The sequence below is a fragment of the Methanococcus mangrovi genome (assembly GCF_054506835.1).
This window is the reverse complement of record NZ_CP197114.1, coordinates 1,653,918-1,676,775: the sequence shown is the minus strand read 5'-3', so window position 1 is coordinate 1,676,775 and position 22,858 is coordinate 1,653,918. Positions and strand designations below refer to the sequence as shown.

The window sequence follows — 22,858 nt, the reverse complement described above, 5'->3', positions numbered from 1 at the left end:
AACTAAATAAAAAAATTTAAGCTTTTGAAATCTTTTTCTTCAAATGTGGCATTAATCCGCCATTGTTTAAGATTTCCATCATGAAGTCTGGAAGATTTTGGCCAGTTAATTCAGCACCGGTTGTAACGTTTTTGATAGTACCTTTATCAAGGTCTACTCTTAAAACGTCGCCTTCTTTTACGTGTTTTGAAATATCTTTACATTCCAATAACGGAAATCCGATATTGATGGAATTTCTGTAAAAGATTCTTGCAAAACTCTCTGCAATAACCATTGAAATTCCTAAACCTTTCAAACCAATTGGAGCGTGTTCTCTTGAACTTCCACAACCGAAATTCTTGCCGCCAACGATTATATCGCCAACAGTAGCTTTTTCCGGGAATTCTGGGTCTGTTCCAGTCATTGCATATTTTGCAAGCTGTTCTTCGGTAGTGTATACAAGGTATCTTGCAGGTAATATCGCATCAGTATCAATATTATCTCCAAAAACCCATGCTTTGCCTTCAACAGTCTTTTTCATAAATTCCACCAATTTAATTATTCTTCTATTGCTTTTCTAAGTACTTCCATGTCACATTCAATTTCTGTAGGCATTGTACTTGCTTTGATTGCAGCATCGGGGTCTTTTAATCCGTTGCCGGTTGTAATACATACGATTTTTTGCTCTTTGCTAATTAATCCCATGTTTAGTAACTTGATAAGGCCCGCAATTGACGAAGCTGAAGCAGGTTCAACAAAAATTCCTTCTGTTTGTGCGAGGAGTTTCTGAGCTTCGATAATTTCTTCATCGTTTACGCTTTCTGCAAGTCCACCTGAAGATTTAATTGCTTCAAGCGCTTTTGCAGCGTTTACCGGGTTTCCAATTCTGATTGCAGTTGCGATTGTTTCAGGGTGTTCTTCAGGAACTATTTCATCAAGTCCTGCTTTTATCGCTTTTACGATTGGCTGTGCACCTTCTGCCTGAATTCCAGTCATTTTTGGTAACTTGTCAATCATTCCTGTTTCTTTGAATTCTTTAAATCCTTTCCAGATTGCGCTGATGTTTCCAGCGTTTCCTACAGGTAAAATAACCATGTCTGGAACTTCAAAGTCTAACTGGTCGCAGATTTCAAAACCAATTGTTTTCTGACCTTCGAGTCTGAATGGGTTTACTGAGTTTAATAAGTAGAGTTTGTTTTCTAATGCAAGGTTTTTAACCATTACAAGAGCTTCGTCGAAGTTTCCGTTGATTTGGATAACTTTTGCACCGTAAAACATTGCTTGAGCAAGTTTTCCAAGAGCTACTTTTCCTCCAGGTAAAAGAACGATACATTTTTTACCTGCTCTTGCAGAGTATGCTGCAAGGGATGCAGATGTGTTTCCTGTTGAAGCACAGCCTACTACTTCAACACCGAGTTCATTTGCTCTTGTAACTCCAACAGTCATTCCTCTATCTTTGAAACTTCCTGTTGGATTTGCACCTTCGTTTTTAACATATAATTCTTTCATTCCTAATTTTTTTGCGAGATTTTCACATTTGTAAAGAGGAGTTCCCCCTTCGTGAAGGCTTACAATTTTTGCAGGGTCTTTAACTGGCAAATAATCTAAATATCTCCATACGCCAAGTTCTCTTTCTCTTAAGGATTCTTTTGAAACTTTTTCTTTGATACTTTCAAAATCGTATTTAATTTCGAGTAATCCGCCACATTCGCAGTTATAAATTATGGCATCAACATCGTACTCTTTTCCGCATACTCTGCATTTTTGAATCATATTCTCACTTGTTATTTTGATTGAATACCACTATCGAATTATAAAATATAAATGTATCACTAAATAATAAATTTAAAAATGATGGTTGATGGAAATATCTTGAAAACTTTCGATTTAGAAAACTTAATATCATAAATCATAAATACTAATAATGGTATAGGAAGATTGGGGAATCTAATATAGTAATTAACATGCCACCAATTGATATGAACCATTGTAAATATTGTGCATTTTGGATAAGACTTATTTTTTCTTAGGAAAGTTTTTTTCTTTCCAAATTTACAGATATTTCTTTATTTTCAGAAGTGTTTTGATTGATGAAGTTATCTCGTTAATTCTACCAATTTCTTCTTCTGAATCCAATTTTAAAAATAAATACTCGATTTTTTTGTCAATTATCTTTAATTTATCGGTATTTTTTGAAAGTTTATGCATATCTTTTTCATATTTTTCAGAGTCTTTTAAATCATCCTTAACTTCAATTTTAGACCCGCTGCAGTTTGGACAGTACTCAATACCATCTTTTTCAAATATTGGAAACCCACAAGAAGTGCAGTGTTTTCCAAGCATTTTTGCCCCTTTGGCAAGCTCTTTTGAAGCAATACTGATTTCATCCACGTTACCACCAAATTTATATATCAATTAAAATAATATACAAAAAAAGGTAATGGTGGTTATTTTGTTTTTAGATAAAATAGTTAGTGCTCAAAAAGCATACACTTTTGATGATGTACTATTAGTTCCGAACAGATCCTACGTTGATCCAAAAACTACGGATGTTTCGGTGGATATTGCAGGATTAAAACTCAATATTCCGATTATTTCTGCTGCGATGGATACCGTTTCTGAAAAAGATTTAGCAATTGCCCTTGCAAGACGAGGGGGAATTGCAGTAATTCACAGGAACATGACCATTGAAGAACAGTTGAAACATATCAAAGCTGTTAAAATGGCGGAAAATCTTGTAATCAGGGATGTAGTAACTGTTGAACCATCCAGCACGGTTTTAGACGCTGAAAAAATAATGTACGAATACAACGTAAGTGGTCTTCCAGTAGTTTGTGAAAACAAAACACTTGTTGGAATTCTCACTACAAGAGATTTAAAATTCGTTCCAGATAAAAATGTGGCTGTAGAAACAGTTATGACAAAAGAAGTACTTCACGTACATGAAGATACGCCTTACGAAGAAATTTTAAACAGACTTTACGAAAACAAAATTGAAAGGCTCCCTATTTTAGATAAACAAACCAGAGAATTACTTGGAATGGTTACATTAAGGGATATTTTAAAAAGAAAAAAATACCCTGATGCAGCAAGAGATAGTGATGGAAAACTCGTTGTTGCAGCAGCATGTGGTCCAAGTGATTTTGAAAGAGCTGAAGCATTGCTTTTAGCAGGTGCTGATGCAATTGCAATTGATTGTGCACACGCACATAACATGCAAGTGGTAGAAAACGTCAAAAAATTAAAAGAAATGTTGAAAGGAACCAAAACAAAATTATTCGTTGGAAACATTGCAACCGGCGAAGCTGCAGAAGACTTGATTAAAGCAGGTGCTGACGCACTTAAAGTTGGAATTGGGCCTGGCTCAATATGTACAACGAGAGTTGTCGCAGGAGTTGGGGTTCCACAATTAACTGCAATTGCAGAAGTTGCAGAAGTTGCCAAAAAGTACGGTGTTCCAGTAATTGCAGATGGTGGTATCAAATACAGCGGCGACATTGCAAAAGCAATTGCAGCTGGTGCCAACGCTGTAATGGTTGGAAGTCTTTTAGCAGGTACAGAAGAGGCTCCAGGATTATTGATGACGATTAACGGAAGAAAATACAAACAATATAGAGGAATGGGTTCCCTTGGTGCAATGTGCGGAAGTTCTGGAAACGTTGCAGATAGGTACTTCCAAAGCGGACACATGAAACACTCAAAACTCGTTCCCGAAGGAATCGAAGGTGCAGTTCCATACAAAGGACCTACAAGCGACATCGTCTTCCAGCTCGTTGGTGGTTTGAGATCATCCATGGGATACTGTGGTGCACAAAATATCTCTGAAATGCATGAAAAAGCAAAATTTGTAATAATCACCCAGAGCGGACAAAAAGAAAGCCACCCACACGATGTTTTAATTACAAATGAAGCTCCAAACTATCCAATAAATACTGAAAAATAAATTCTTTTTTTATTTTTTTATTAAAAAAGTTTAAAAGTTAAAAAAATTTTTAAAATGTCTTGAAAAAAATTAAATATTATTCGATATATTTTTTACCGATTTTTGACCTTATTTCTTTAAATCTATCGCTTAAATCTTTTGTAATCGGGCCTATATTTCCATTGTTGATTTTTCTTCCGTCAATTTCAACCACGTGGATTAATTCTGCTGCAGTTCCAGTAATAAATATTTCATCTGCCACAAACAAATCGTGCAATGTCATTTTTTCTTCGATAATTGTGTAACCTGCTTCTTTTGCAAGGTCTACAACCGTATCTCGTGTAATTCCCTTTAAAACACTTGAAGAAAGAGGCGGTGTTTTTAGTTTTCCATTTTTAATAACAAATACGTTGTCTCCGGTTCCTTCCGCAACATACCCTTCACTATCGAGTAAAAATGCTTCCTCTACTCCCGCGTAATTTGCCTGAATTTTTGCTAAAATACTGTTTAAGTAGTTTAAAGATTTTACTGCAGGGTTTAAAACATCAACTGGCAGTCTTCTTACTGAAGAAGTTATAACTTTTATACCATCTTCCCCAAGAAGCGGTTTCATAGCTTCTGCAATACAAAAAACAGTTGGTACTGAACATTTTCTGGGGTCAAGACCCAAATCTCCAACCCCCCTTGTAACAACAAGCCTTATGTATGCGTCTTTTAATTCGTTTGCTTTTAATGTATCAATAACAATTTCTTCCATTTCTATTTTTGAAACAGGTATTTTCATCGCAAGAGAATCTGCCGAATCATAAAGACGTTCTATATGTTCTTCCAATTTAAATACTACTCCATCATATGCCCTAATTCCTTCAAAAACCCCATCACCATAAAGCAAACCGTGATCGTATACGGATACTTTTGCATCTTCTTTCTCTACGAATTTTCCATCAAGGTAAATTTTCATGATTAAACCACCATCAAAAATTCTTTTAATGCAATTTAGAGTTTAATTCTTAATATTTTTTTGTATTTGAAAGACTTTCTAAAAACCCGTCGATGTGTTCAATTTCGAGATGGGGCATTACAACAATCCTCAAAGCATCTACACAACGGCATACTGAAACATACCAGTTATCCTCTCGCAGTTTCATGCACGTTTCCTGCTTATTCTCATCTTTTAATGCAACAATATTTAGTACAGGATCAATTGCAGTTTCAAAACCGTACTCCCTTGCTTTTTTTACTAAATGCATTGTTTTTTCCATTGATTCGTTTACGAGTTTTTCATATCCTTCAATTCCAAGTAATTTCATAATCCCCCAAGTGGACGCAACACCAACTCCAGACCTTGTTCCAATTATCGTTGCCTGTTGTTTTTCGGTTAAATACGGGGCATCTACATCCAAATATTTTTTAAAAGTATTATCTCTAAACAAAATTCCTCCTGCAGAAATTGGAGAAAGTCCCATCTTGTGAGGGTCGATTGTAATTGAAGAAACCCCATTTAATGAAAAATCAAAATCGTAATGGTATCCGTTTAATTTATACTTCTCATTTAAAAAAGGAATTACAAAACCGCCAAATGCAGCATCCACATGGAGTAAAATATCATTTTCTACCGCAATTTTTGATAATTCATGAATATTGTCAATTGATCCAAGTTCCGTGCATCCTGCAATTCCTACAATTCCAGATATCTCGTTTTTAGAATCTTCAATATAATCTCGAATAAATTTTACATCCATTGTAAAATATTCTGTTAGGGGGGGCCTTATAACGTTTAAATCCATCATATCCTTTGCTTTATCAAAAGAAAAGTGTGCTGTTTCAGGAATTATAATATTTTGCTTTTTGCCCCTTGTTCTTGAAATATTCTTAAATGCCCTCATTGCCGTAAGGTTTGCTTCTGTTCCCCCCGAAATAATATAGCCAAATGCATTTTCATTGTGTAAAATTCCGCCTATCATTGAAATTACTTCTTTTTCAAGCTTTGAAGTACCTTTGAATAATCCGGGATCCCCCAAATTTGTTTCAAAAAACATTTCTGAAATTTTTCGAGATATTGGGTGTGGTTTAGTACACATTGAGCCTAAAATGTGGCCTTCTTCGTATTTTAAATCCTGACTCCTGTATTCTTTTAATTCGTTTAAAATTTCCTGTTCTTCCATTGGCAATCTACCGGTAAAGATTTTTTAATTTCTGTTAATTTTAATTGTTTATAAAATTATTGCACTTTTTAAAAACATATCTTATCTAATCATTCAACTATTTAAAAAAAAGAGATTTCATGATTTTTATTATTTTACGAATTTTTATAGCGTTATTTTTCTTTTTGCTTTTCTATCAGCCCAGCACTGGATACATATTCCAACCGGAAGGGATGCAGTGTGGCATCCATTTACCTCAATAAACACGTCTAAAGCAGTTATTTTGCCGCCAAGCCCCATTGCACCAATTCCAAGCTGATTTATGCTGCCCACTAACTCTTTTTCCAAATCTTCAATCGATTTTTCAGGATTCCTATTACCAATATCTCTTAAAAGCGCCTTTTTTGCTAATTTTAGTGAAATATCTGCAGTTCCACCTATTCCAACACCCAAGACTATTGGAGGACAGGGTTTACCGCCTGCATTTGCAACAGTTTCAAGTATAAACTTTTTTATTCCGTTTATTCCTTCAGATGGCGTTAACATCTTTAAGGCACTCATGTTTTCGCTTCCAGCGCCTTTTGGAAAAACAGTTATTTCAATTTCATTATTTAAATCAGCACTAAATTCAAAATTTATAAATGGTGCGCCCATTCCAGTGTTTGTTCCAAGATTTTCCCTTGTAAGCGGATTTACAACATTTGGCCTGAGCGGGATTTCTTCGGTTGCTTTTTTCACACCTTTTTCAATTTCCTTGATTATTTCAAGTATTTTTTCACTCGAAATTCCGGTTCCAATTTTCAAAAAAACAACCGGAACTCCAGTATCTTGACAGAGCGGAATTTGCTTACTTTCCGCAATTTTATTGTTTAATTCAATTGCTTTTAATGTATCTTTACATGCACCACACTCGATTTCTTCAGCATGTTTTAATTTAGACTTTACGTCATCTGGAAGATAAATTGAGGCTTCTTTAAATAATTCAACGACTATCTCTGAAATATTACTCATAAAAACACCGATAAGTTATATTCTTTTTAAAATTTCCATTGGATTCGTTGTTAACGAATTTTCAAGCTCTCTAAATGACATTCCTGCACCAAGTCCCACTTTTCTTGCAAATTCGTAAGTTATTAAATCACTTGGAGCATGCGTATCTGTATTTATAACCATTGGAATTTTTAATTCCCTTGCAACAGATACTACATGGCCGTTTGTAAGTGAATGGCCTTTCCTGGAAGTTATTTCAAAAAATATATTATTTTCAATGGCATTTTTTGCAGTTTCAAAGTCGATAAGTCCCGGGTGTGCCAAAATATCAACATCTTCTGAAGATAACGCGTAATAATTGGTTTTTTCAGCTACGGGTTCAACTGGAGTTTCCCCGTGAACAACAACAATTTCTGCACCAATATCCTTACATTTTCTTGCCATTTTTGGAATCGATTTTGGAGGAATGTGCGTTAATTCGACCCCAACAACAATTTCAATTTCATCTAAATATTTTGAAAGTTCTTCTTTTGCTAACGTGTTTTTTTCAATTAATTCCTTGTAATTGCTTGCATCTGCATGGTCAGTTATCCCGATAGCCCCGTGTTCTAACACGACTGCTCTTCTAACAAGTTCTGAAGGAATAAGTTCTCCATCGCTAAATACCGTGTGGGTGTGAAAGTCATACCTCAAATTATCACCAAAGCCCAGATTTATAACGTATCCAATTATAATTAATATCAAATAAATAACCATGTGGAGAAAATATGGCAGAAGAAAAAATAATAAATTTATCCCATAAAATTGAAAATTTTGTATATCCAAATGACCCGGAATTTAACATACAAACTAAAAATAACGGTAAATATTTTGTTTCAGAGCTAAATATGGGCGTTCATACCGGAACTCATATTGACTACCCAATGCATGTTGGACTTACAAACGAAAAATTTGAAAATGTTTTTGGAAACGGTTACTGTGTTTCGATTGAAAATTTAGACGATTTTTTTAAAAATCCTCCCGAAAATGTGGAAATATTATTGATAAAAACAGGCTTTTCGAAATACTGGGGAAATTCGATATACTTTGAAAAAGAAGGGAATATTGAAAGATTTGTTGAAAAGATAATTTCTTTAAATTTAAAAGCGGTTGGAATCGACTGTTATTCAATCGGTAACTTTTCTGTCCATGAAAAACTTTTATCCTCAAAAATCAAAGTAATTGAAAATATGAAAAATCTTGAACTTTTGGAAGGTAAATCCTTCAAATTCTGTGGATTTCCATTAAATATTGAAAAAATTGATGGATCCCCAATCAATACAGTTGCATTCCTTTAAAATTCTATTTTTTAAATTATTCTTAAAAATGATATAAGTGCCATTATTATCATGATATTTAATTCTTTAATAGCATCAAATATTTTTGTATAGATATAATATTATTTATTGACAAAAAGATAATTTTTCTATATGTATTATATACTAATAACCAATACTATAATATGAAATATAAAAAATATTTTATTAAAATATTTATTTTTAACTATCGTTACTAACTAAGTTAATGACCAATATTTATATAGGTATTATCCCGTAATAGGTTTCATATTACCTATATGAATTCTACAATGATTGAGGTGTAAAATATGAAAGTGGCAATATTAGGTGCAGGCTGCTACAGAACACACGCTGCATCAGGAATCACAAACTTTTCACGAGCTTCGCAGGTTGCAAAAGAAGCAGGAATCCCAGAAATTGCAATGACCCACTCAACAATCACGATGGGTGCAGAATTATTACACTTAATCCCTGAAATTACAGAAGTTGTTGTTTCAGACCCTTGCTTTGCTGAAGAACCTGGAATCGTAGTACTCGACCAGTTCGACTACAAAGCGGTAATGGAAGCACACTTAGCAGGAGAAGCAGAAAAAGTAATGCCTGAAATTAGAGCAGCAGTTACTGCTAAAGCAAAAGAAACACCAAAACCACCTAAAGGATGTATTCACTTTGTACACCCTGAAACAGTAGGTTTAAAAGTAACTGCAAACGATATTGAAGCCGTAAAAGATGCAGACATCGTAATTACATGGTTACCAAAAGGTGGCAGCCAGCCAGCAATCATTGAAAAATTCGCAAGCGAAATTAAAAAAGGTGCAATCGTAACACACGCTTGTACAATCCCTACACCTAAATTCGCAAAAATCTTCAAAGACTTAGGAAGAGACGATTTAAACATTATCGCATACCACCCAGGAGCAGTTCCTGAAATGAAAGGTCAGGCATTCCTTTCAGAAGGTTTAGCTGATGCACAGAAAGTAGAAGACTTCTACTGTATTGCAAAAGCTGCAAGAGGAGAAGCATTCAAAATGCCTGCAAACTTAATCAGCCCGGTATGTGACATGGGTTCAGCAGTTACCGCACCAGTTTACGCTGCTATCTTAGCTTACAGAGATTCAGTAACTCAAATCTTAGGTGCTCCTGCAGACTTTGCTCAAATGATGGCTGACGAAGCAATCACACAAATCTTAGATTTGATGAAAAAAGAAGGCATTAAAAACATGGAAGAAAAATTAAATCCAAAAGCATTAACTGGAACTGCAGACAGTATGTGCTTTGGTCCATTAGCAGACATTCTTCCTGCTTCATTAAAAGTTCTTGAAAAACACGCAAACGAAAACAAGTGCGAATGCGGCTGTTCAATAAAACCTTAAGTATTACTAAAACATATTTCTTTTTTAATTTTTCAGCGTAATTTAAAACCCGGTGGTTTAATGATATTTTCAAAAATAAGGAGCAATTTTCAAGACCTTAAAGATGGGAAAATAAGTGTAAAACAAGGTTTGATAACAAAATCAGATGCACTTGAATTATTTAATATTAAAAACTGGAATGATTATTTAGAACTCTTTTCAATATCCTCTGAAGTTAGGGACTTTTTTAAAACTAAAATTGAAATTACATCAACGGTTCACGTAACAAACATCTGTTCTGTAACTCCAAAATGTGAATACTGCGGTTTTGCAGCAGGTACAAGTTCTGAAGGTTATGTAAAACCTTTCAGGTCTGACGACGATCAGATAAAATCTTCGGCTGTTGCAATTGAAAATTCTGGTATTAGAAGGGTAAGTTGTTCCTCAGGACACGGTTATAATGGAAAAGAAGTCATAAGAGCGCTTAAAGCAGTTAAATCAGCTTCTAATTTAGAAGTATTGGTAAATGCTGGAGCGGACCTAACTGAAGACTGTATTTTAGAACTTAAAAAATATAATATAGATACAATTTGTTGTAATCTTGAAACCACCAATAAATCAGTTTTTAATAAAGTAAAACCTGGAGAAAATTTAGATAACAGAATAAATGTCTGCAAAATAGTTAAAAAACACAAGATAGAACTGTCTTCTGGTCTTTTGATAGGTATCGGGGAAACTTATGAAGATAGGGTTGATCACCTCTTCTTTTTAAAAGAATTAGATGTTGAAGAAATTCCGATAATGGGTTTTAATCCGTACAAAGATACTCCAATGGAAAACTGCCCGAAATGCTCGGCAATTGAGCAGGCAAAAACTATTGCAATTGCAAGACTATTATTTCCCGATATCAGGATTACCTCACCAACTCCAACGATGGGGCCAGAATTAGCCCAGTTTGCACTTTTGGGTGGTGCAAGCAACATTGCCACAGTAATCCCCGATAACCACCCGATGAACATCAAAGGTGTTGGAAATCCAAAAACTGGAAACCTCAACGATGTCATATGCATGATAAAAGAACTTGGACTAACCCCAAAACTAAATTAACCATTTTTATTCCGCAAATAAGGTGAAATTATGGACGAACTCATAAAAAATTCCCTGAACAATCTTGATTCTGCAATGGAACTTCGAGAACTTGTTATCAATAAAATCAATAATCAGAAATTAACAGAATCCGATATTATAGAGATTGTAGACTCTGTTGATAATTTAAGTTTTGAAGATACTCAAAAATTGGGAAGTATTTTTCGTAGATTCCCTTTAGGTTGCGATTTATTAGAAATTGGAGTTGGACCGTGTTCTTCGTCATTAAATCTATCCCAATTTATTGAAAATTGTATTTTAACAGATTACATGGGTTTTCCGATACATCTTTGTGGATATGCTCTCGCAGACATTGCTGAAAAAGAAGGATTAACTCCTGTTGAAGTTATGAATGAAGTTTACAATAATGTTGAAGTTCCACTCGACCTCGACCATTTTGGAAGATTTGGCCCGATGAGATTCCCAAAAGAGATAACACACTGCATGGGTGATTGCTATTATAATGGACCACCATACAAAGGTTGTCCAAGAGATAGAATACATAAAAGGCTCACAACAAAAGAAAGAGACTACTCTAACGAATTTAGTGACTGGATAAAAAAATCCGCGACTGTCTGCGTAAATGTTGTTGAAGAACAGGGCGGTACAGACCACGGCGCAGATATGTCAGAAATGGAAGACGTTGCAAAAGCAGCCCAAAAATTCGGCAGGGGCGTTGAAGGAATATTCCACGTCGGAGATGGTTACGAAGATTTAATAGCGGGTTTAAACGCATGTGTTGAGTTAGATGTCGATGCACTCGTAGTTGAAGGAGGACCATTTAACAGGTCAAAAGACCGCCTTAAAGATTTTGCGAAAGCAGTTGCTGTTTCAAGAATCCTTGTTAAAGGAGGAGTCGTTGCAACAAATGGTGCATACGAAGATGAATGTAGGGTTGGACTTAGAAGCGGGTTAAATGTAATATTATCTGGATTTAGTGGAAACCACCACGGATACATGTGTGGATATAATATTAAAGAAGCAAGAAGAAACAACTTTGGACTTCCAAGAGTTTTAAAAATAATGAAAGAAGAAGCTGAAAAAATTAACATCTGCATTGCAAACAGGGAACTTTTAAAAGTACTTTCAAAAAGTAGCAGATTTTTAAACTACCAAGGAAATCATTTGATATATCCTTCAATGGTTGGAGATTACTTCATGGGTGATGCTCACTGGGTATCAGTTACAAACAGCAAAATGTATACTGCGCCATACTTTGGAAAAACGCTTGATTCCCTTGAAGAAGAGTTAAATTGCGATAAAGTAGGGGTTCTTGGTGGACGGTACATCTCATGGGGTATTGCAAGTGCACTTAAACCAGAAGAACTATACGTAAGCGATGTTGACCCGTGGGTCGAACATGCAACCGTCAAAATCTTAAATGATAACGGGATAAATGCATACGCTTGCAGCGGAAATGATAAAAAGGCTCTTGAAAGTGCTGACAAAACAGTAATCACTACGATGATTCCCGAAATCGTACTTAGAATTAAAAATAAATTTGATGCAATACCCTTGCTATAAACCTGCCAAAGAGGCAGGCGCTTCTTTTGGTGGTTACAATGAACTGGAAAGGACATATCACTCTTGGAATATTAATGGGACTTCCATTTATTTCTTCTCCTGAACAGATTTTTTTACTTGTTGCAGGCGCTCTCTATCCGGACTTGGATCACGATGTAAAATCAGAAATAGTTCAGAGAGGACTCTATCTTTCAGGCGGCCTTATTTTAGTTTCTATTTTAGCGTATCTGTTTAAACCAGAATATTTCAACACCGGCTTTTTTATAGCAGCTATTTTAAGCAGTTTAATTTATGTTATACCATATTATGCTGAACACAGGGGGATTACGCACACGTTTTTAAGTTTGGGCGTTATGTCGATTATTTTAGGTTATGTAACGTTTAAATTATCGGTAATTTCCCCAATAATGGCTTCACTGATTGCATTAATAATGGTTACAAACAATAACCTTCTTGGAAAAAGTGTTGCAATTTCCGTTTTTGCCTGGGTTTTGTACAATATGATTTCAACGTCTTTTACGTCATTTCAGGGTTTGGAATTTTACATAATTCCAATCGCTATCGGATATTTATCACATCTCGTTGGTGACTGCATAACACCAATGGGATGTAAAGCACTCTACCCATCAAATTATACATTTAGAAAAAAAGAAGGTTTTTTTGCAATCGGAATTTGGATACTGTTAGTATTTTATGTTATAAAGCTCGCTTGAATCTTTGAAAAATAAAATAAAATAAAATAAAATAAAAATTCAGTTAAACTAAAAAATAATATAAATTATTTAATTTTTACAAGGTGTGCTGCTTTTTCTGCCGCTTCTCTTGCTTTTGTAACGTCATCAGCCACTGCAAGTGCTACACCCATCCTACGTCCAACTTTTGCAACCGGTTTTCCAAATAATCTTATTTTTGTATCTTTTACTTTTGAAGCTTCGTAAATTTCATATTCTGGGGCCCATTTGTGAATTTCTGACTTTATAACGTGACTTGCACCTGGATACACAATATCAACATTTACCGGAAGTCCGAGAATCGCTCTTGCGTGAATTTCAAATTCGCTCATTTTTTGAGTTACCATTGTAACCATCCCTGTATCGTGGGGTCTTGGGGATACTTCACTAAATATGACTTCATCATCCAAAACAAAGAGTTCTACGCCAAATATACCATATCCACCAAGTTCATCAGTTATCTTTTTTGCCATTGCTTGCGCTTTTGCCTTTGTTGGTGCACAAATTGGATGAGGCTGCCAGCTTTCGTGGTAATCCCCGTCGATCTGAATATGGCCAATTGGTTCACAAAACCGGGTTCCTTCCGCGGTTCTTGCAGTTAAAAGAGTAATTTCATAGTCAAACTTGATAAATTCTTCGACGATTACCTTTGTTCCAATCCCTCTCGCAGCGCTTTTTGCATAATCCCAGGATTTTTCAATATCGCTTTCAGATTTAATCGTGCTCTGCCCTTTTCCAGACGAAGACATGATTGGTTTTATAATACATGGAATCCCGATTCTGTTTACTGCTCCTTTTAATTCTTCTAAATTTTCTGCAAATTCATATTTTGCGGTTCTTAATCCCAATTTTTCAAATGCAAGCCTTCTGATTCCTTCTCTATCCATTGTAAGTTTTGTAGCATTTGCAGTTGGAATTACGTGATATCCTTCGCTTTCCATTTCCTTTAAAGTATCAGTATTTATTGCTTCGATTTCTGGAACTATTAAATCTGGTTTTTCCTTCTCGATTACCGCCCTTAAAGCTCCCGCATCTTTCATGTCAATTACGTGGAATCTATGCGCTACCTGCATTGCAGGCGCATTTTCATAAGAATCAACTGCGATACATTCTACACCAAACCTTTGAGCCTCGATAATAACTTCTTTTCCAAGTTCCCCGCTTCCAAGAAGTAATATTTTCTTAGCATTTGAAAAAAGAGGAGTACCAACCATTGTTTCACCAAGCGTGTTAATCTATACCAGTATTTTAAAATTTATAGATAAAAAATATAAATAAATTTTGTTATACTATATAATAAGTTTAATTGTAGCTTATTTTAAATTTTGACTTTTATTAATTGTTTTGAAATAAAATTAAAACTCGAAATATAACTTTGAAACTAACCGGTGAATTAAATGCTCCAAAAAGACTCCTGTCTTGATGATGTACTGAAAAATTCTAAAAAATTAGAAAATACGCTCCAAAGTAAAGATATTGATACGATACTATTGAACGACATAATCGAAAAAATGATTGAAATAAAGTCGATTGTTAGAATTGAAAAGATTTTTGAAGAAAAAATCGTGTCAAATAACCCTGTTGTGAACGTTGTTGTAAATGATGGCTCGGGAAGGGGACTTTTATCATTATGGTCAGAACAGATAGGTTTTTTAGAAGGTTTACATGAAGGAGATGCGATATTAATTGAAAATGCTCATGCCCCAAAGAAATATAAAGATAGAATACATCTCGCACTCTCAAAATCTGGTAAAATATCAAAAATTGAATCAGATTTACCTTCAATTGATGAGCTTTTAAAAAAATCCAACGCTAAAAGGAACGACTTTTCAAGAAAATTTATTTCTGAATTAAATGAAGGAATGGGCGCAGAATTAAGAGGTTTAATCGTTGCAATTCATTCAAAAGAACCATATTTTCCAGTTTGCGATAAATGCAACAAAAAAATGGTCTTAAAAAAAGGTTATGCTGTATGCAAGTGTGGAAATAAAGTCGATGAAGAAGATGAAAATCTAAAATGGCTGTTTTTATGCACGTGCACTCTTGATGATGGTTCTAAAACTATTCGACTTACTTTAAACGATAATACAAAATATTTAGACTTTAACGAACTTAAAAAAATTATTATCGATGATGAGAATATATTGGACATTTTAAACGATGAACTGCTTGGACTCGACATTTTAACTTCCGGTTTTACCACATATGATGAATATCTAAAAGATACCACATTTAGGTGTAATTCCTGGGATAAATTAGATGTAATGGAAGAATTTAACAATATATTAAAGGGATAATTATGTATACGCTTCAAAAAATTGGAGATATTGACAAGTCAGCAATTGATGGTACATTTGCAATAATTGGAACAGTTGTTGGACTTGAAAATGATGAAAATTACGATAAATTAGAAATTGAAGATGTTTCTGGAAAAATAATTATTTCTAAAGATAAATCTGTTCAAATGCAGATTGGTTCACGAATTTTAGTTTTTGGAACCTTAAAAATCACCCCAAAAGGTCTCATCATCTTTTCAGAATCCATCGTGGATGTTAGCGAATGTTCCCCAAAACTTCTTGGAAAATTTATGGAAAAAATACAAAATTACAATATTTAACGGTGTATTATCATGAGAATACCTGCAAAAAGGATGCCGATAAGAGAGATAACTTCTGGAAAATTCGTCGAAACAGAAGGCCAGTGGGAATCAAATTATATCCTAACTAAAAATTCAGAAAATGTTTCAAGAGTTGCAATATACGGAGTTATTGTTTCAAAATATTCAAATATTGCAAAAGAATTCTGTTCTGTTACTGTAGAAGATTTAACTGACGACATACGGGTTTCTGGATTTAAGGGAATGGCTAAAAAACTTGAAAATTTCAGGAAAGGGGACGTTGTGCTCGTTGTTGGAAGGCTTAGAAAAGATTTAAAAGAGAATATATACGTATTTCCAGAAATCGTTAGAAAAATTGAAGCTGACGAATTTTTTTTGAATGTTTTTGAAAATTATTAGAGTGATTGTATTGGATTTTGAAATAATTAAACACAAAAATATTGAATCTACAAACAGTTATACATATAACCTCGGAAAACTTGGAAAAAGAAATAAAATCGTGGTTTCAGAACTTCAAACCCGTGGGAAAGGAAGACTTGATAGAAAATGGTTTTCTGGAATCGGCGGACTTTATTTTTCAATTTTAATGGATATTAAGGATGTTAAAAAACTTGAAAAAATAAATTTTTTGGGCTCCATTTCAGTTTTAGAAACACTGACAACTTTTTCCGGTGCAAAATTTGAGATAAAATGGCCAAACGATATTTTATTTGAAAATAAAAAGATATGCGGGATATTAACCGAATTAAACGTGGAAAAGGGATATATAGTGCTTGGAATTGGAATAAATATCAACAATACTATTGATTCTGAACTTAAAAACATTGCTACTTCATTAAAAGAAATAGAACGAATTGAATTTGACGTTGATTTAATTTTAAATAAATTTATAGAAATATTCACCCAAAATTTAAAAATTGATGATGGATCACTTCTTGAAAAGTACAAGAAATATTCAAAAACCTTGTTCAAGAACGTGAATTTAATAATGCCTGAAAAAACCATTACCGGAAAAGTTGTCGATATTTCGTATGACGGGATTCATATTGATACTGGAAAAGTTGTTGACGTATTCAGTGTTGGGGATTGTATTCATTTAAGGTAAAAAGGTGGTAGATTGATTTATAAATTGAATGGAAGAGGCTACGACTCAAACTCATACCTTATAATAGATAAAAAAGTCATTTTAATAGACCCTGGAACTCCCGGAAAATTTGAATCTTTAAAAAACGATGTTTTAACACATACTAATAAAATAGATTACATTATTAACACCCACTGCCATTTTGACCATACTGGAAGTGATTATCTATTTCAGGAAGAATTTAATGCGCCAGTTTTAATTCATGAAATAGATTTACCCCATCTTGCAGAAAATAGTAATGTTACAGTAAGTAGTCTATTTGGAATGATGTTAAAATCCCCAAAAGAACTTTTTGGAATAAATAAATTCGATTCTGAATTAAAAGAAATCGGAATTGAGGTTATACATACCCCAGGACATACTGCTGGTGGGATAAGTATCCTGTACAAAGATTCACTGATTACGGGAGATACCATATTTGCATACGGTGTTGGAAGGTGGGACTTACCGACAGGAAACATTACAGATTTACGAAAATCGATAAACGTGCTTGAAAAAATAGCTCATAAAAATGGAGTTTTGAAAATATATCCTGGGCACGGAGAAGCTGGCGATTTGAGCGCGTTTTCAAATGCAATGTTATTTATATAATTTAAAACCCCTAAATAATCAGTATTTAAAACGTTGTGGTAAAAGATGTTGGCTGCACTAATACCCGTATCCCCATTATCAAGTGTCAAATCAAGGTTAAAAGAATTTTTAAGTTCTGGTGAAAGAATAGAACTTATAAAAAACATTCTTCTCGATACTTACGAAACAGTAAAAGATTGTGCCGATGCCTGCTACGTGGTAAGCAAGGACGAAGAAATTTTAGAATTTTCAAAAAATCTTGGGATAATACCCATTCGAGAAGACAGCACTGTTAAAGGATTAAATGAAGCGATAAACTATTCTTTAAAGTTTATAAAAGAAGATTCTATTTTGATAACTCCAGCAGACGTCCCACTTTTAAAAGAAGAGAATTTAAAAGCAATTACAAGTAAATCTGTTAAAAATTCAATAGTAATCTGCCCTTCAAGGGGCGGAGGTACGAATTTACTTTTATTAAATCCAAAAAATTGCATGGAAACACAGTTTGAAGGATTTAGTTTTTTAAAACATATAAAAGAAGCTGAAAAAAACGATTTAAAAGTAATAAAATGCCATTCATTCTACACTTCGATAGATGTAAACACGGTAGAAGATTTGGGAGAAATTTACATTCATGGAACTGACACTAAGTCATACAAGTACCTAAAAAGCCTCGGTGTAGACGTGCTTCCAAAACACTCTTCTGCTGGAAGATTCAACGTAATAAAAAAATAAATAAAATATTTTTTAAAAATAATTTAAGGCCTGAGTCCGCCAACGCTTAAACCCTCTTTTTCATCGAATCCCATTATAATATTCATATTTTGAATTGCCTGGCCACTTGCACCTTTCACAAGATTATCGATTGCTGAAACTACAACAATTCTTCCGTGCTGGTCAATTTCAAACCCGCCAATATCGCAGAAGTTGGTTCCGCGAACTCCAGTTAAGGAAACCATTCCTTCTTCAAAAATTCTTATAAAAAATTCATCCCTGTAAAATTCTTCGTAGATTTCGATAACGTCTACCCTGCTCACGTCTTCTTTAAGGAACGAATGTGCGGTTGTCAAAATTCCCCTTGTGACAGGGAGGAGATGCGGGGTAAAGGAAACTTTTAATCTTTTATTTGCAAGATATTCGAGTTCTTTTCCAATTTCAGGGCTGTGCCTGTGTTTTGTTATTTTATAAGGTCCGATATTTTCATTCACGTTTGGAAAATGGGTGGTCTGACTTGCTTCGACACCTGCACCACTTACTCCAGATTTTGAATCAAAAATTATCCTGTCATCGACAAGATCGTTTGCAACTAACGGCGCCATTGAAAGAATTGCCCCTGTTGGGTAGCATCCCGGATTTGCAATTGTTTTTGACTTTTTTATTTTTTCCCGGTGAAGTTCTGGAAGGCCGTAAACTGCAGAATCTATTTTTCCAGTGTGTTTCAAACCATACCAGGATTCGTACATATCAATATCTTCAAACCTGTAATCTCCACTCAAATCAATTACATTTATTCCTTTTTCATGTAATATCGGAACAATTGCCATTGATGCCCCGTGAGGTGTTGCACAAAAGACAATATCCGTATCTATATCTTCTGGAGCGATATTTTGGAATTTTAAATCGTTGTAGTTACTTAAATTTCTTACTTGGGGATGAAAATCAGTTAACTTTTTTCCTTCCTCTTTTCTTGAAGTTACGTTCAAAACTTCGACTTTTTCGTGGTTTGAAAGTAATCTTAAAAGTTCTGAGCCAGTATACCCTGTTCCACCTATTATCGAAACTGTTTTCATTAAAACCACCTTTTAAAATAATACGAAAATTTTTGCTGTATAAAATAAACCTTGATAAAATAAAAAAGTAATGATTATCAATTTATTAAAAACATTTCATATTTTCAAAAATTTAAAAGGATTGATGATTTAGATTTTTAAAAATACCCAATCTGCCATTTTTCATAGTGTACTCGCTCTTTATCAAATTTTTCTACCGGAATTGGCTTTTCTGCAGGATGTCCAAGAGCCACGACTGAAAATGGAACCACATTTTCTGGTGCATGCAAAACTTTTCTTATTTTTTCAACCCGTTCTTCTACAGGGTAAAATCCAAGCCATACTGCCCCAATTTCCCTATCCTGAGCTTCTATTAATATATTTTCCGTTGCTGCTGCACAATCCTGAGCCCAGAACTGCTTGCAAGACCCATTTACCCTGCCCATGTTTCCACATACAACTATTGAAACAGGTGCTTCTTTTAGCATTTCTGCGTGTTTATTTATTTTAGAAATTCCCAAAAGTGTATTTTTATCCCGGATTACTACAAAATCCCAAGGTCTCTGGTCACATGCACTCGGTGCAGACATTGCAGCTTTTAAAAGGTCATCGACTATTTCTTCCGAAACGTCTTCAGAAGTGTAGTGTCGAATACTTCTTCTTTCAAATATTGCATTCATATTATACCCCTCTTTTTCGTTTAAATGTCATTTAACTCCGGAAAAATAGGTTTCCCCGTATAAAATATCAATCTTTCAAAAAGATATATTTTACCCTGCTACCCATTAGATTTATTAATGACACTTTTATATATTTTGATTGCCATATTGTGTATCGGTGCTTATATGATAGGAACTTGTATGCGATTTTCAAAACCTGAAAAAGGACTGGAATTTACAGATTGGGGACTTCATTTCTGCCCGCATATTGATGAACACTTTAAAAAAGGGCTTAATGGATTTCACGCACCTATCATAGATATTGGAACTCCAAACAATAAAAAAGGACTTGAAACACTTAAAAATATAATTGATGGTCTTGAAAATGCAGATTATCTAACTATTCATCTTCATAATGGAAAAGAACCAGAATACAATACTCTTTTGGACAATGTTTCGGAATTAAACGAATATTCTAAAGAAAAAAACATTACTTTGTGTATCGAAAACTTAAGAAATGGGTTTTCTTCAAAACCCGAAAATATAATGAACGTTGCAGAAGAAACCGGGTGCAGAATAACTTTTGATATGGGGCACGTACCATATGAAAACAGAATCCCTTGTGTTGACCTCTTTTCAGATAAAATTTACAATGTGCACACTTACGAAAGGGAATGCGATAAAATAGGGCACGTTGCTCCAAAAGATTTGACAAATTTAAAACCTGTTTTAGATGGTCTTTTGAATATCGGCTGTGATTTCTGGCTCATTGAACTGATGAATGTTGAAGACATTGTCCGTACAAAAACCATGCTACATAAATATCTTGAATACTACAAATAATAACTATTTCTACTTTATTCGGGTGTTATTTTGGATATCGAGTTTAAAAAATCATTTAAAGAGTTAGCCTTATCCGCAGACACGTTAAAAATTATCGAAGAAAACGGGATTGATTTAAAAAAAATCGCTGTTGGAGAATTTTCAGGGCGAGATAGCGCTGCAGCAATCATAAAAGCTTTTGAAGATAACGATATTGATGCTGTTTTACCAGTTTTAGCGTTCACTGGCACAGATTACGGTGAAAAGGAAATTTTCTATCGAAACTGGAATGTAATCAATAAAAAAATTAAAGAAACTTATGAAAATAAGTTTTTATTACCCCTTCACTTTATTTTCGAGCCAAAACTCTGGAACGCACTTAATGGAAGATTCGTTGCATATACTGTCCAAAAATACGGGTATTACACGCCGTGTATTGGATGCCATGCGTATTTACGAATGATAAGAATCCCGCTTGCGAAACATCTTGGAAAAAAAATAATCAGCGGAGAGAGGATACTTCACGACAATGATTTTAAAATCGACCAGTTTAAAGAAACCCTCGAAACATACTACAAAATATGCGATGAATTTGATGTAGAGCTCGTCCTCCCAGTAAAAGATATTAAAGAAGGGTCGGAAATAAAAGAAATTATTGGAGAACCGTGGGAACAGGGTAAAAATCAGTATTCCTGTATGTTTAGTGGAAATTACCGGGATTTGGACGGCAAGGTAATATTTGAAAGGGAAAAAATTGTAAAAATTTTAAATGAATTTATATATCCTTCGTCAATTGAAATTTTAAAAAACGGGTATAATAATAATTTCAACTATATTGAAACAGTGAAAAAGTTTCTTTAAATGAATACCATGAGAACGCTACTTGTACTGTTAGACGGGCTTGGAGATAGACCTTCGGATATTTTAAACGACAAAACTCCACTTGAATATGCAAAAACACCGAATTTAGATACCTTCGCAAAAAAAAGTATTACTGGATTGATGACGCCTTATAAAAAAGGAGTCCCACTTGGAACTGAAGTTGCCCATTTTCTGCTCTGGGGGTACAGTTTATCCGAATTCCCGGGAAGAGGCGTTATTGAAGCTTTAGGCGAAGATATTGAACTTAAAGATAATTCTATCTACCTAAGGGCTACTTTCGGATACGTGGAAAGAAAAAACGGATTTTTTGTAAAAGACAGGCGTACTAAAAACGTCTCGATTGAAGAAATAAACGAACTTATAAATTCTCTTCCAAGAAAAATTGAAGATTACGAATTTAACTTACACTACTCTTTTGATACTCACTGTATTTTAGAAATAACTTCATTAAATCATAAATTATCTGATAAAATATCAGATAGCGACCCGTTTTATCGAGAAAGACATGTTTTAAAAGTAAAACCCCTTAAAAACAGTTTAGAAAATTTAGAGCTTGAAAATGCAGAAAAAACTGCTGAAATATTAAATAAATATCTTTTAAAATGCAGTGAAATCCTTGAAAATCATCCGATAAATGTTAAAAGAAAAGAAAACAAGTCCCAGCTTGCAAATTTCTTGCTTACAAAGTGGGCAGGCCAATATAGGGAAATAGATTCATTTAAAGACCGTTGGGGCATGAATGCCGCAGTAATTGCAAAAAGCAGTGTTTTTAAAGGTTTAGCAAAGTTGCTGAAAATGGACTACTATCCTGAAGGAGATTTTCAAAAAGCATTTTTAAAAGGAATTGAATTAGAAAATTATGATTTTGTACATATCCACACTAAGGAGCCCGATGAAGCAGGCCATACAAAAAATCCAGTCAACAAAGTCGAAGTTATCGAAAAAATAGATAGATGCCTTCAAAAAATAAATGAATTAAACGATGAAATAGTTATTGTTACTGCAGATCATTCCACGCCCTCTGTTGGAACATTGATTCATTCGGGAGAAGATGTTCCAATTGCAGTGTTTAAAAATGGTATTTTAAACGACCCGGTTATACATTTTAACGAAAAAGATTGCTCAAAAGGACATTTAAAAATTTATTCAAACGAATTAATGAAGTTAATACTACTTTACACCAATAAAGCAGGACTGTATGGCGCAAAAATTGGAAACAAACTTTTAAATTATATTCCAGATGATAGTTCAATCGAACACTTAAAATAGG

25 protein-coding genes are annotated in these 22,858 nt (G+C 34.2%); 15 read left to right on the top strand and 10 right to left on the bottom strand.

Annotated elements, in window-relative coordinates:
* Positions 1–16 precede the first annotated feature (16 nt).
* From ACS5L2_RS09130 to ACS5L2_RS09120, 3 genes are all read right to left on the bottom strand, one after another.
* Positions 17–520, bottom strand: coding sequence for a 3-isopropylmalate dehydratase small subunit (locus ACS5L2_RS09130; protein WP_459201675.1), 504 nt, complete (start codon positions 518–520; stop codon positions 17–19).
* 17 nt (positions 521–537) lie between these two features.
* Positions 538–1,752, bottom strand: coding sequence for a threonine synthase (thrC, locus tag ACS5L2_RS09125; RefSeq protein ID WP_459201674.1), 1,215 nt, complete (start codon positions 1,750–1,752; stop codon positions 538–540).
* Positions 1,753–2,031: 279 nt separating this feature from the next.
* Positions 2,032–2,370: an Sjogren's syndrome/scleroderma autoantigen 1 family protein gene (locus ACS5L2_RS09120; RefSeq protein ID WP_459201673.1), complete on the bottom strand. Its 339-nt coding sequence runs from the start codon at positions 2,368–2,370 to the stop codon at positions 2,032–2,034.
* A 49-nt stretch (positions 2,371–2,419) separates the two neighbouring features.
* On the opposite strand from ACS5L2_RS09120, the gene guaB reads away from it, so the two are divergent.
* Complete coding sequence (gene guaB, locus ACS5L2_RS09115) at positions 2,420–3,922, top strand: IMP dehydrogenase (RefSeq protein ID WP_459201672.1); 1,503 nt, start codon at positions 2,420–2,422, stop codon at positions 3,920–3,922.
* A gap of 76 nt (positions 3,923–3,998) precedes the next feature.
* Here the strand turns inward: guaB and ilvE are convergent, their stop codons facing one another.
* The 4 genes from ilvE to ACS5L2_RS09095 all read right to left on the bottom strand — a co-directional run bounded on the left by ilvE (position 3,999) and on the right by ACS5L2_RS09095 (position 7,728).
* The gene (gene ilvE, locus ACS5L2_RS09110; protein ID WP_459201671.1) at positions 3,999–4,862 is read right to left on the bottom strand and encodes a branched-chain-amino-acid transaminase; all 864 of its coding nucleotides are present in this window, start codon (positions 4,860–4,862) and stop codon (positions 3,999–4,001) included.
* A 49-nt stretch (positions 4,863–4,911) separates the two neighbouring features.
* Positions 4,912–6,066, bottom strand: coding sequence for a tyrosine decarboxylase MfnA (gene mfnA, locus ACS5L2_RS09105; protein ID WP_459201670.1), 1,155 nt, complete (start codon positions 6,064–6,066; stop codon positions 4,912–4,914).
* Between the two features lie 144 nt (positions 6,067–6,210).
* A complete protein-coding gene (locus ACS5L2_RS09100; RefSeq protein WP_459201669.1) occupies positions 6,211–7,056 on the bottom strand; it encodes a fumarate hydratase in 846 nt (281 codons plus the stop codon).
* 15 nt (positions 7,057–7,071) lie between these two features.
* The gene (locus ACS5L2_RS09095; protein ID WP_459201668.1) at positions 7,072–7,728 is read right to left on the bottom strand and encodes a histidinol phosphate phosphatase domain-containing protein; all 657 of its coding nucleotides are present in this window, start codon (positions 7,726–7,728) and stop codon (positions 7,072–7,074) included.
* Between the two features lie 74 nt (positions 7,729–7,802).
* Between ACS5L2_RS09095 and ACS5L2_RS09090 the strand changes: the two genes are divergently transcribed.
* From ACS5L2_RS09090 to ACS5L2_RS09070, 5 genes are all read left to right on the top strand, one after another.
* Positions 7,803–8,372, top strand: coding sequence for a cyclase family protein (locus tag ACS5L2_RS09090; RefSeq protein WP_459201667.1), 570 nt, complete (start codon positions 7,803–7,805; stop codon positions 8,370–8,372).
* A gap of 308 nt (positions 8,373–8,680) precedes the next feature.
* Entirely contained in the window at positions 8,681–9,745 is a 1,065-nt protein-coding gene (gene hmd, locus ACS5L2_RS09085; protein ID WP_459201666.1) for a 5,10-methenyltetrahydromethanopterin hydrogenase, read from the top strand.
* A 60-nt stretch (positions 9,746–9,805) separates the two neighbouring features.
* Positions 9,806–10,831 carry a 5,10-methenyltetrahydromethanopterin hydrogenase cofactor biosynthesis protein HmdB gene (gene hmdB / locus ACS5L2_RS09080; RefSeq protein ID WP_459201665.1) on the top strand — a complete coding sequence of 342 codons (1,026 nt, stop codon included), beginning with the start codon at positions 9,806–9,808 and terminating at the stop codon, positions 10,829–10,831.
* Positions 10,832–10,861: 30 nt separating this feature from the next.
* Positions 10,862–12,394 (top strand): 5,10-methenyltetrahydromethanopterin hydrogenase cofactor biosynthesis protein HmdC, encoded by a 1,533-nt coding sequence (gene hmdC / locus ACS5L2_RS09075; protein ID WP_459201664.1) that lies wholly within the window; start codon positions 10,862–10,864, stop codon positions 12,392–12,394.
* A gap of 38 nt (positions 12,395–12,432) precedes the next feature.
* Positions 12,433–13,107 carry a metal-dependent hydrolase gene (locus ACS5L2_RS09070; protein ID WP_459201663.1) on the top strand — a complete coding sequence of 225 codons (675 nt, stop codon included), beginning with the start codon at positions 12,433–12,435 and terminating at the stop codon, positions 13,105–13,107.
* A 65-nt stretch (positions 13,108–13,172) separates the two neighbouring features.
* Here the strand turns inward: ACS5L2_RS09070 and purT are convergent, their stop codons facing one another.
* Positions 13,173–14,339: a formate-dependent phosphoribosylglycinamide formyltransferase gene (gene purT / locus ACS5L2_RS09065; RefSeq protein WP_459201662.1), complete on the bottom strand. Its 1,167-nt coding sequence runs from the start codon at positions 14,337–14,339 to the stop codon at positions 13,173–13,175.
* A gap of 183 nt (positions 14,340–14,522) precedes the next feature.
* On the opposite strand from purT, the gene ACS5L2_RS09060 reads away from it, so the two are divergent.
* From ACS5L2_RS09060 to cofC, 6 genes are read left to right on the top strand one after another with little or no spacing between them, the layout of a single operon-like run.
* On the top strand, positions 14,523–15,422 hold the full coding sequence (locus ACS5L2_RS09060) for a DNA-binding protein (protein WP_459201661.1): 900 nt from the start codon (positions 14,523–14,525) through the stop codon (positions 15,420–15,422).
* 2 nt (positions 15,423–15,424) lie between these two features.
* A complete protein-coding gene (locus ACS5L2_RS09055; protein WP_459201660.1) occupies positions 15,425–15,742 on the top strand; it encodes a nucleic acid-binding protein in 318 nt (105 codons plus the stop codon).
* A gap of 12 nt (positions 15,743–15,754) precedes the next feature.
* Positions 15,755–16,141: an OB-fold nucleic acid binding domain-containing protein gene (locus ACS5L2_RS09050; RefSeq protein WP_459201659.1), complete on the top strand. Its 387-nt coding sequence runs from the start codon at positions 15,755–15,757 to the stop codon at positions 16,139–16,141.
* The gene (locus tag ACS5L2_RS09045; protein ID WP_459201658.1) at positions 16,122–16,847 is read left to right on the top strand and encodes a biotin--[acetyl-CoA-carboxylase] ligase; all 726 of its coding nucleotides are present in this window, start codon (positions 16,122–16,124) and stop codon (positions 16,845–16,847) included. The genes ACS5L2_RS09050 and ACS5L2_RS09045 overlap by 20 nt, the downstream gene beginning before the upstream one ends.
* A gap of 12 nt (positions 16,848–16,859) precedes the next feature.
* On the top strand, positions 16,860–17,477 hold the full coding sequence (locus tag ACS5L2_RS09040) for an MBL fold metallo-hydrolase (protein ID WP_459201657.1): 618 nt from the start codon (positions 16,860–16,862) through the stop codon (positions 17,475–17,477).
* Between the two features lie 45 nt (positions 17,478–17,522).
* Complete coding sequence (cofC, locus tag ACS5L2_RS09035; protein ID WP_459201656.1) at positions 17,523–18,191, top strand: 2-phospho-L-lactate guanylyltransferase; 669 nt, start codon at positions 17,523–17,525, stop codon at positions 18,189–18,191.
* A gap of 23 nt (positions 18,192–18,214) precedes the next feature.
* Here cofC and argC read toward each other — a convergent pair whose 3' ends face one another.
* Together argC and ACS5L2_RS09025 are read right to left on the bottom strand one after the other, a co-directional pair.
* Positions 18,215–19,246, bottom strand: coding sequence for an N-acetyl-gamma-glutamyl-phosphate reductase (gene argC, locus ACS5L2_RS09030; RefSeq protein ID WP_459201655.1), 1,032 nt, complete (start codon positions 19,244–19,246; stop codon positions 18,215–18,217).
* A gap of 137 nt (positions 19,247–19,383) precedes the next feature.
* Positions 19,384–19,905, bottom strand: coding sequence for a nitroreductase family protein (locus ACS5L2_RS09025; protein WP_459201654.1), 522 nt, complete (start codon positions 19,903–19,905; stop codon positions 19,384–19,386).
* A gap of 165 nt (positions 19,906–20,070) precedes the next feature.
* Here ACS5L2_RS09025 and ACS5L2_RS09020 point away from each other — a divergent pair, with 165 nt between their 5' ends.
* The 3 genes from ACS5L2_RS09020 to ACS5L2_RS09010 are packed head-to-tail and all read left to right on the top strand — an operon-like array spanning position 20,071 to position 22,857.
* A complete protein-coding gene (locus tag ACS5L2_RS09020; RefSeq protein WP_459201653.1) occupies positions 20,071–20,727 on the top strand; it encodes a sugar phosphate isomerase/epimerase family protein in 657 nt (218 codons plus the stop codon).
* Positions 20,728–20,757: 30 nt separating this feature from the next.
* Positions 20,758–21,567 carry a hypothetical protein gene (locus ACS5L2_RS09015; RefSeq protein ID WP_459201652.1) on the top strand — a complete coding sequence of 270 codons (810 nt, stop codon included), beginning with the start codon at positions 20,758–20,760 and terminating at the stop codon, positions 21,565–21,567.
* A gap of 9 nt (positions 21,568–21,576) precedes the next feature.
* A complete protein-coding gene (locus tag ACS5L2_RS09010) occupies positions 21,577–22,857 on the top strand; it encodes an alkaline phosphatase family protein (RefSeq protein ID WP_459201651.1) in 1,281 nt (426 codons plus the stop codon).
* The last annotated feature ends 1 nt before the right edge of the window (position 22,858 follow it).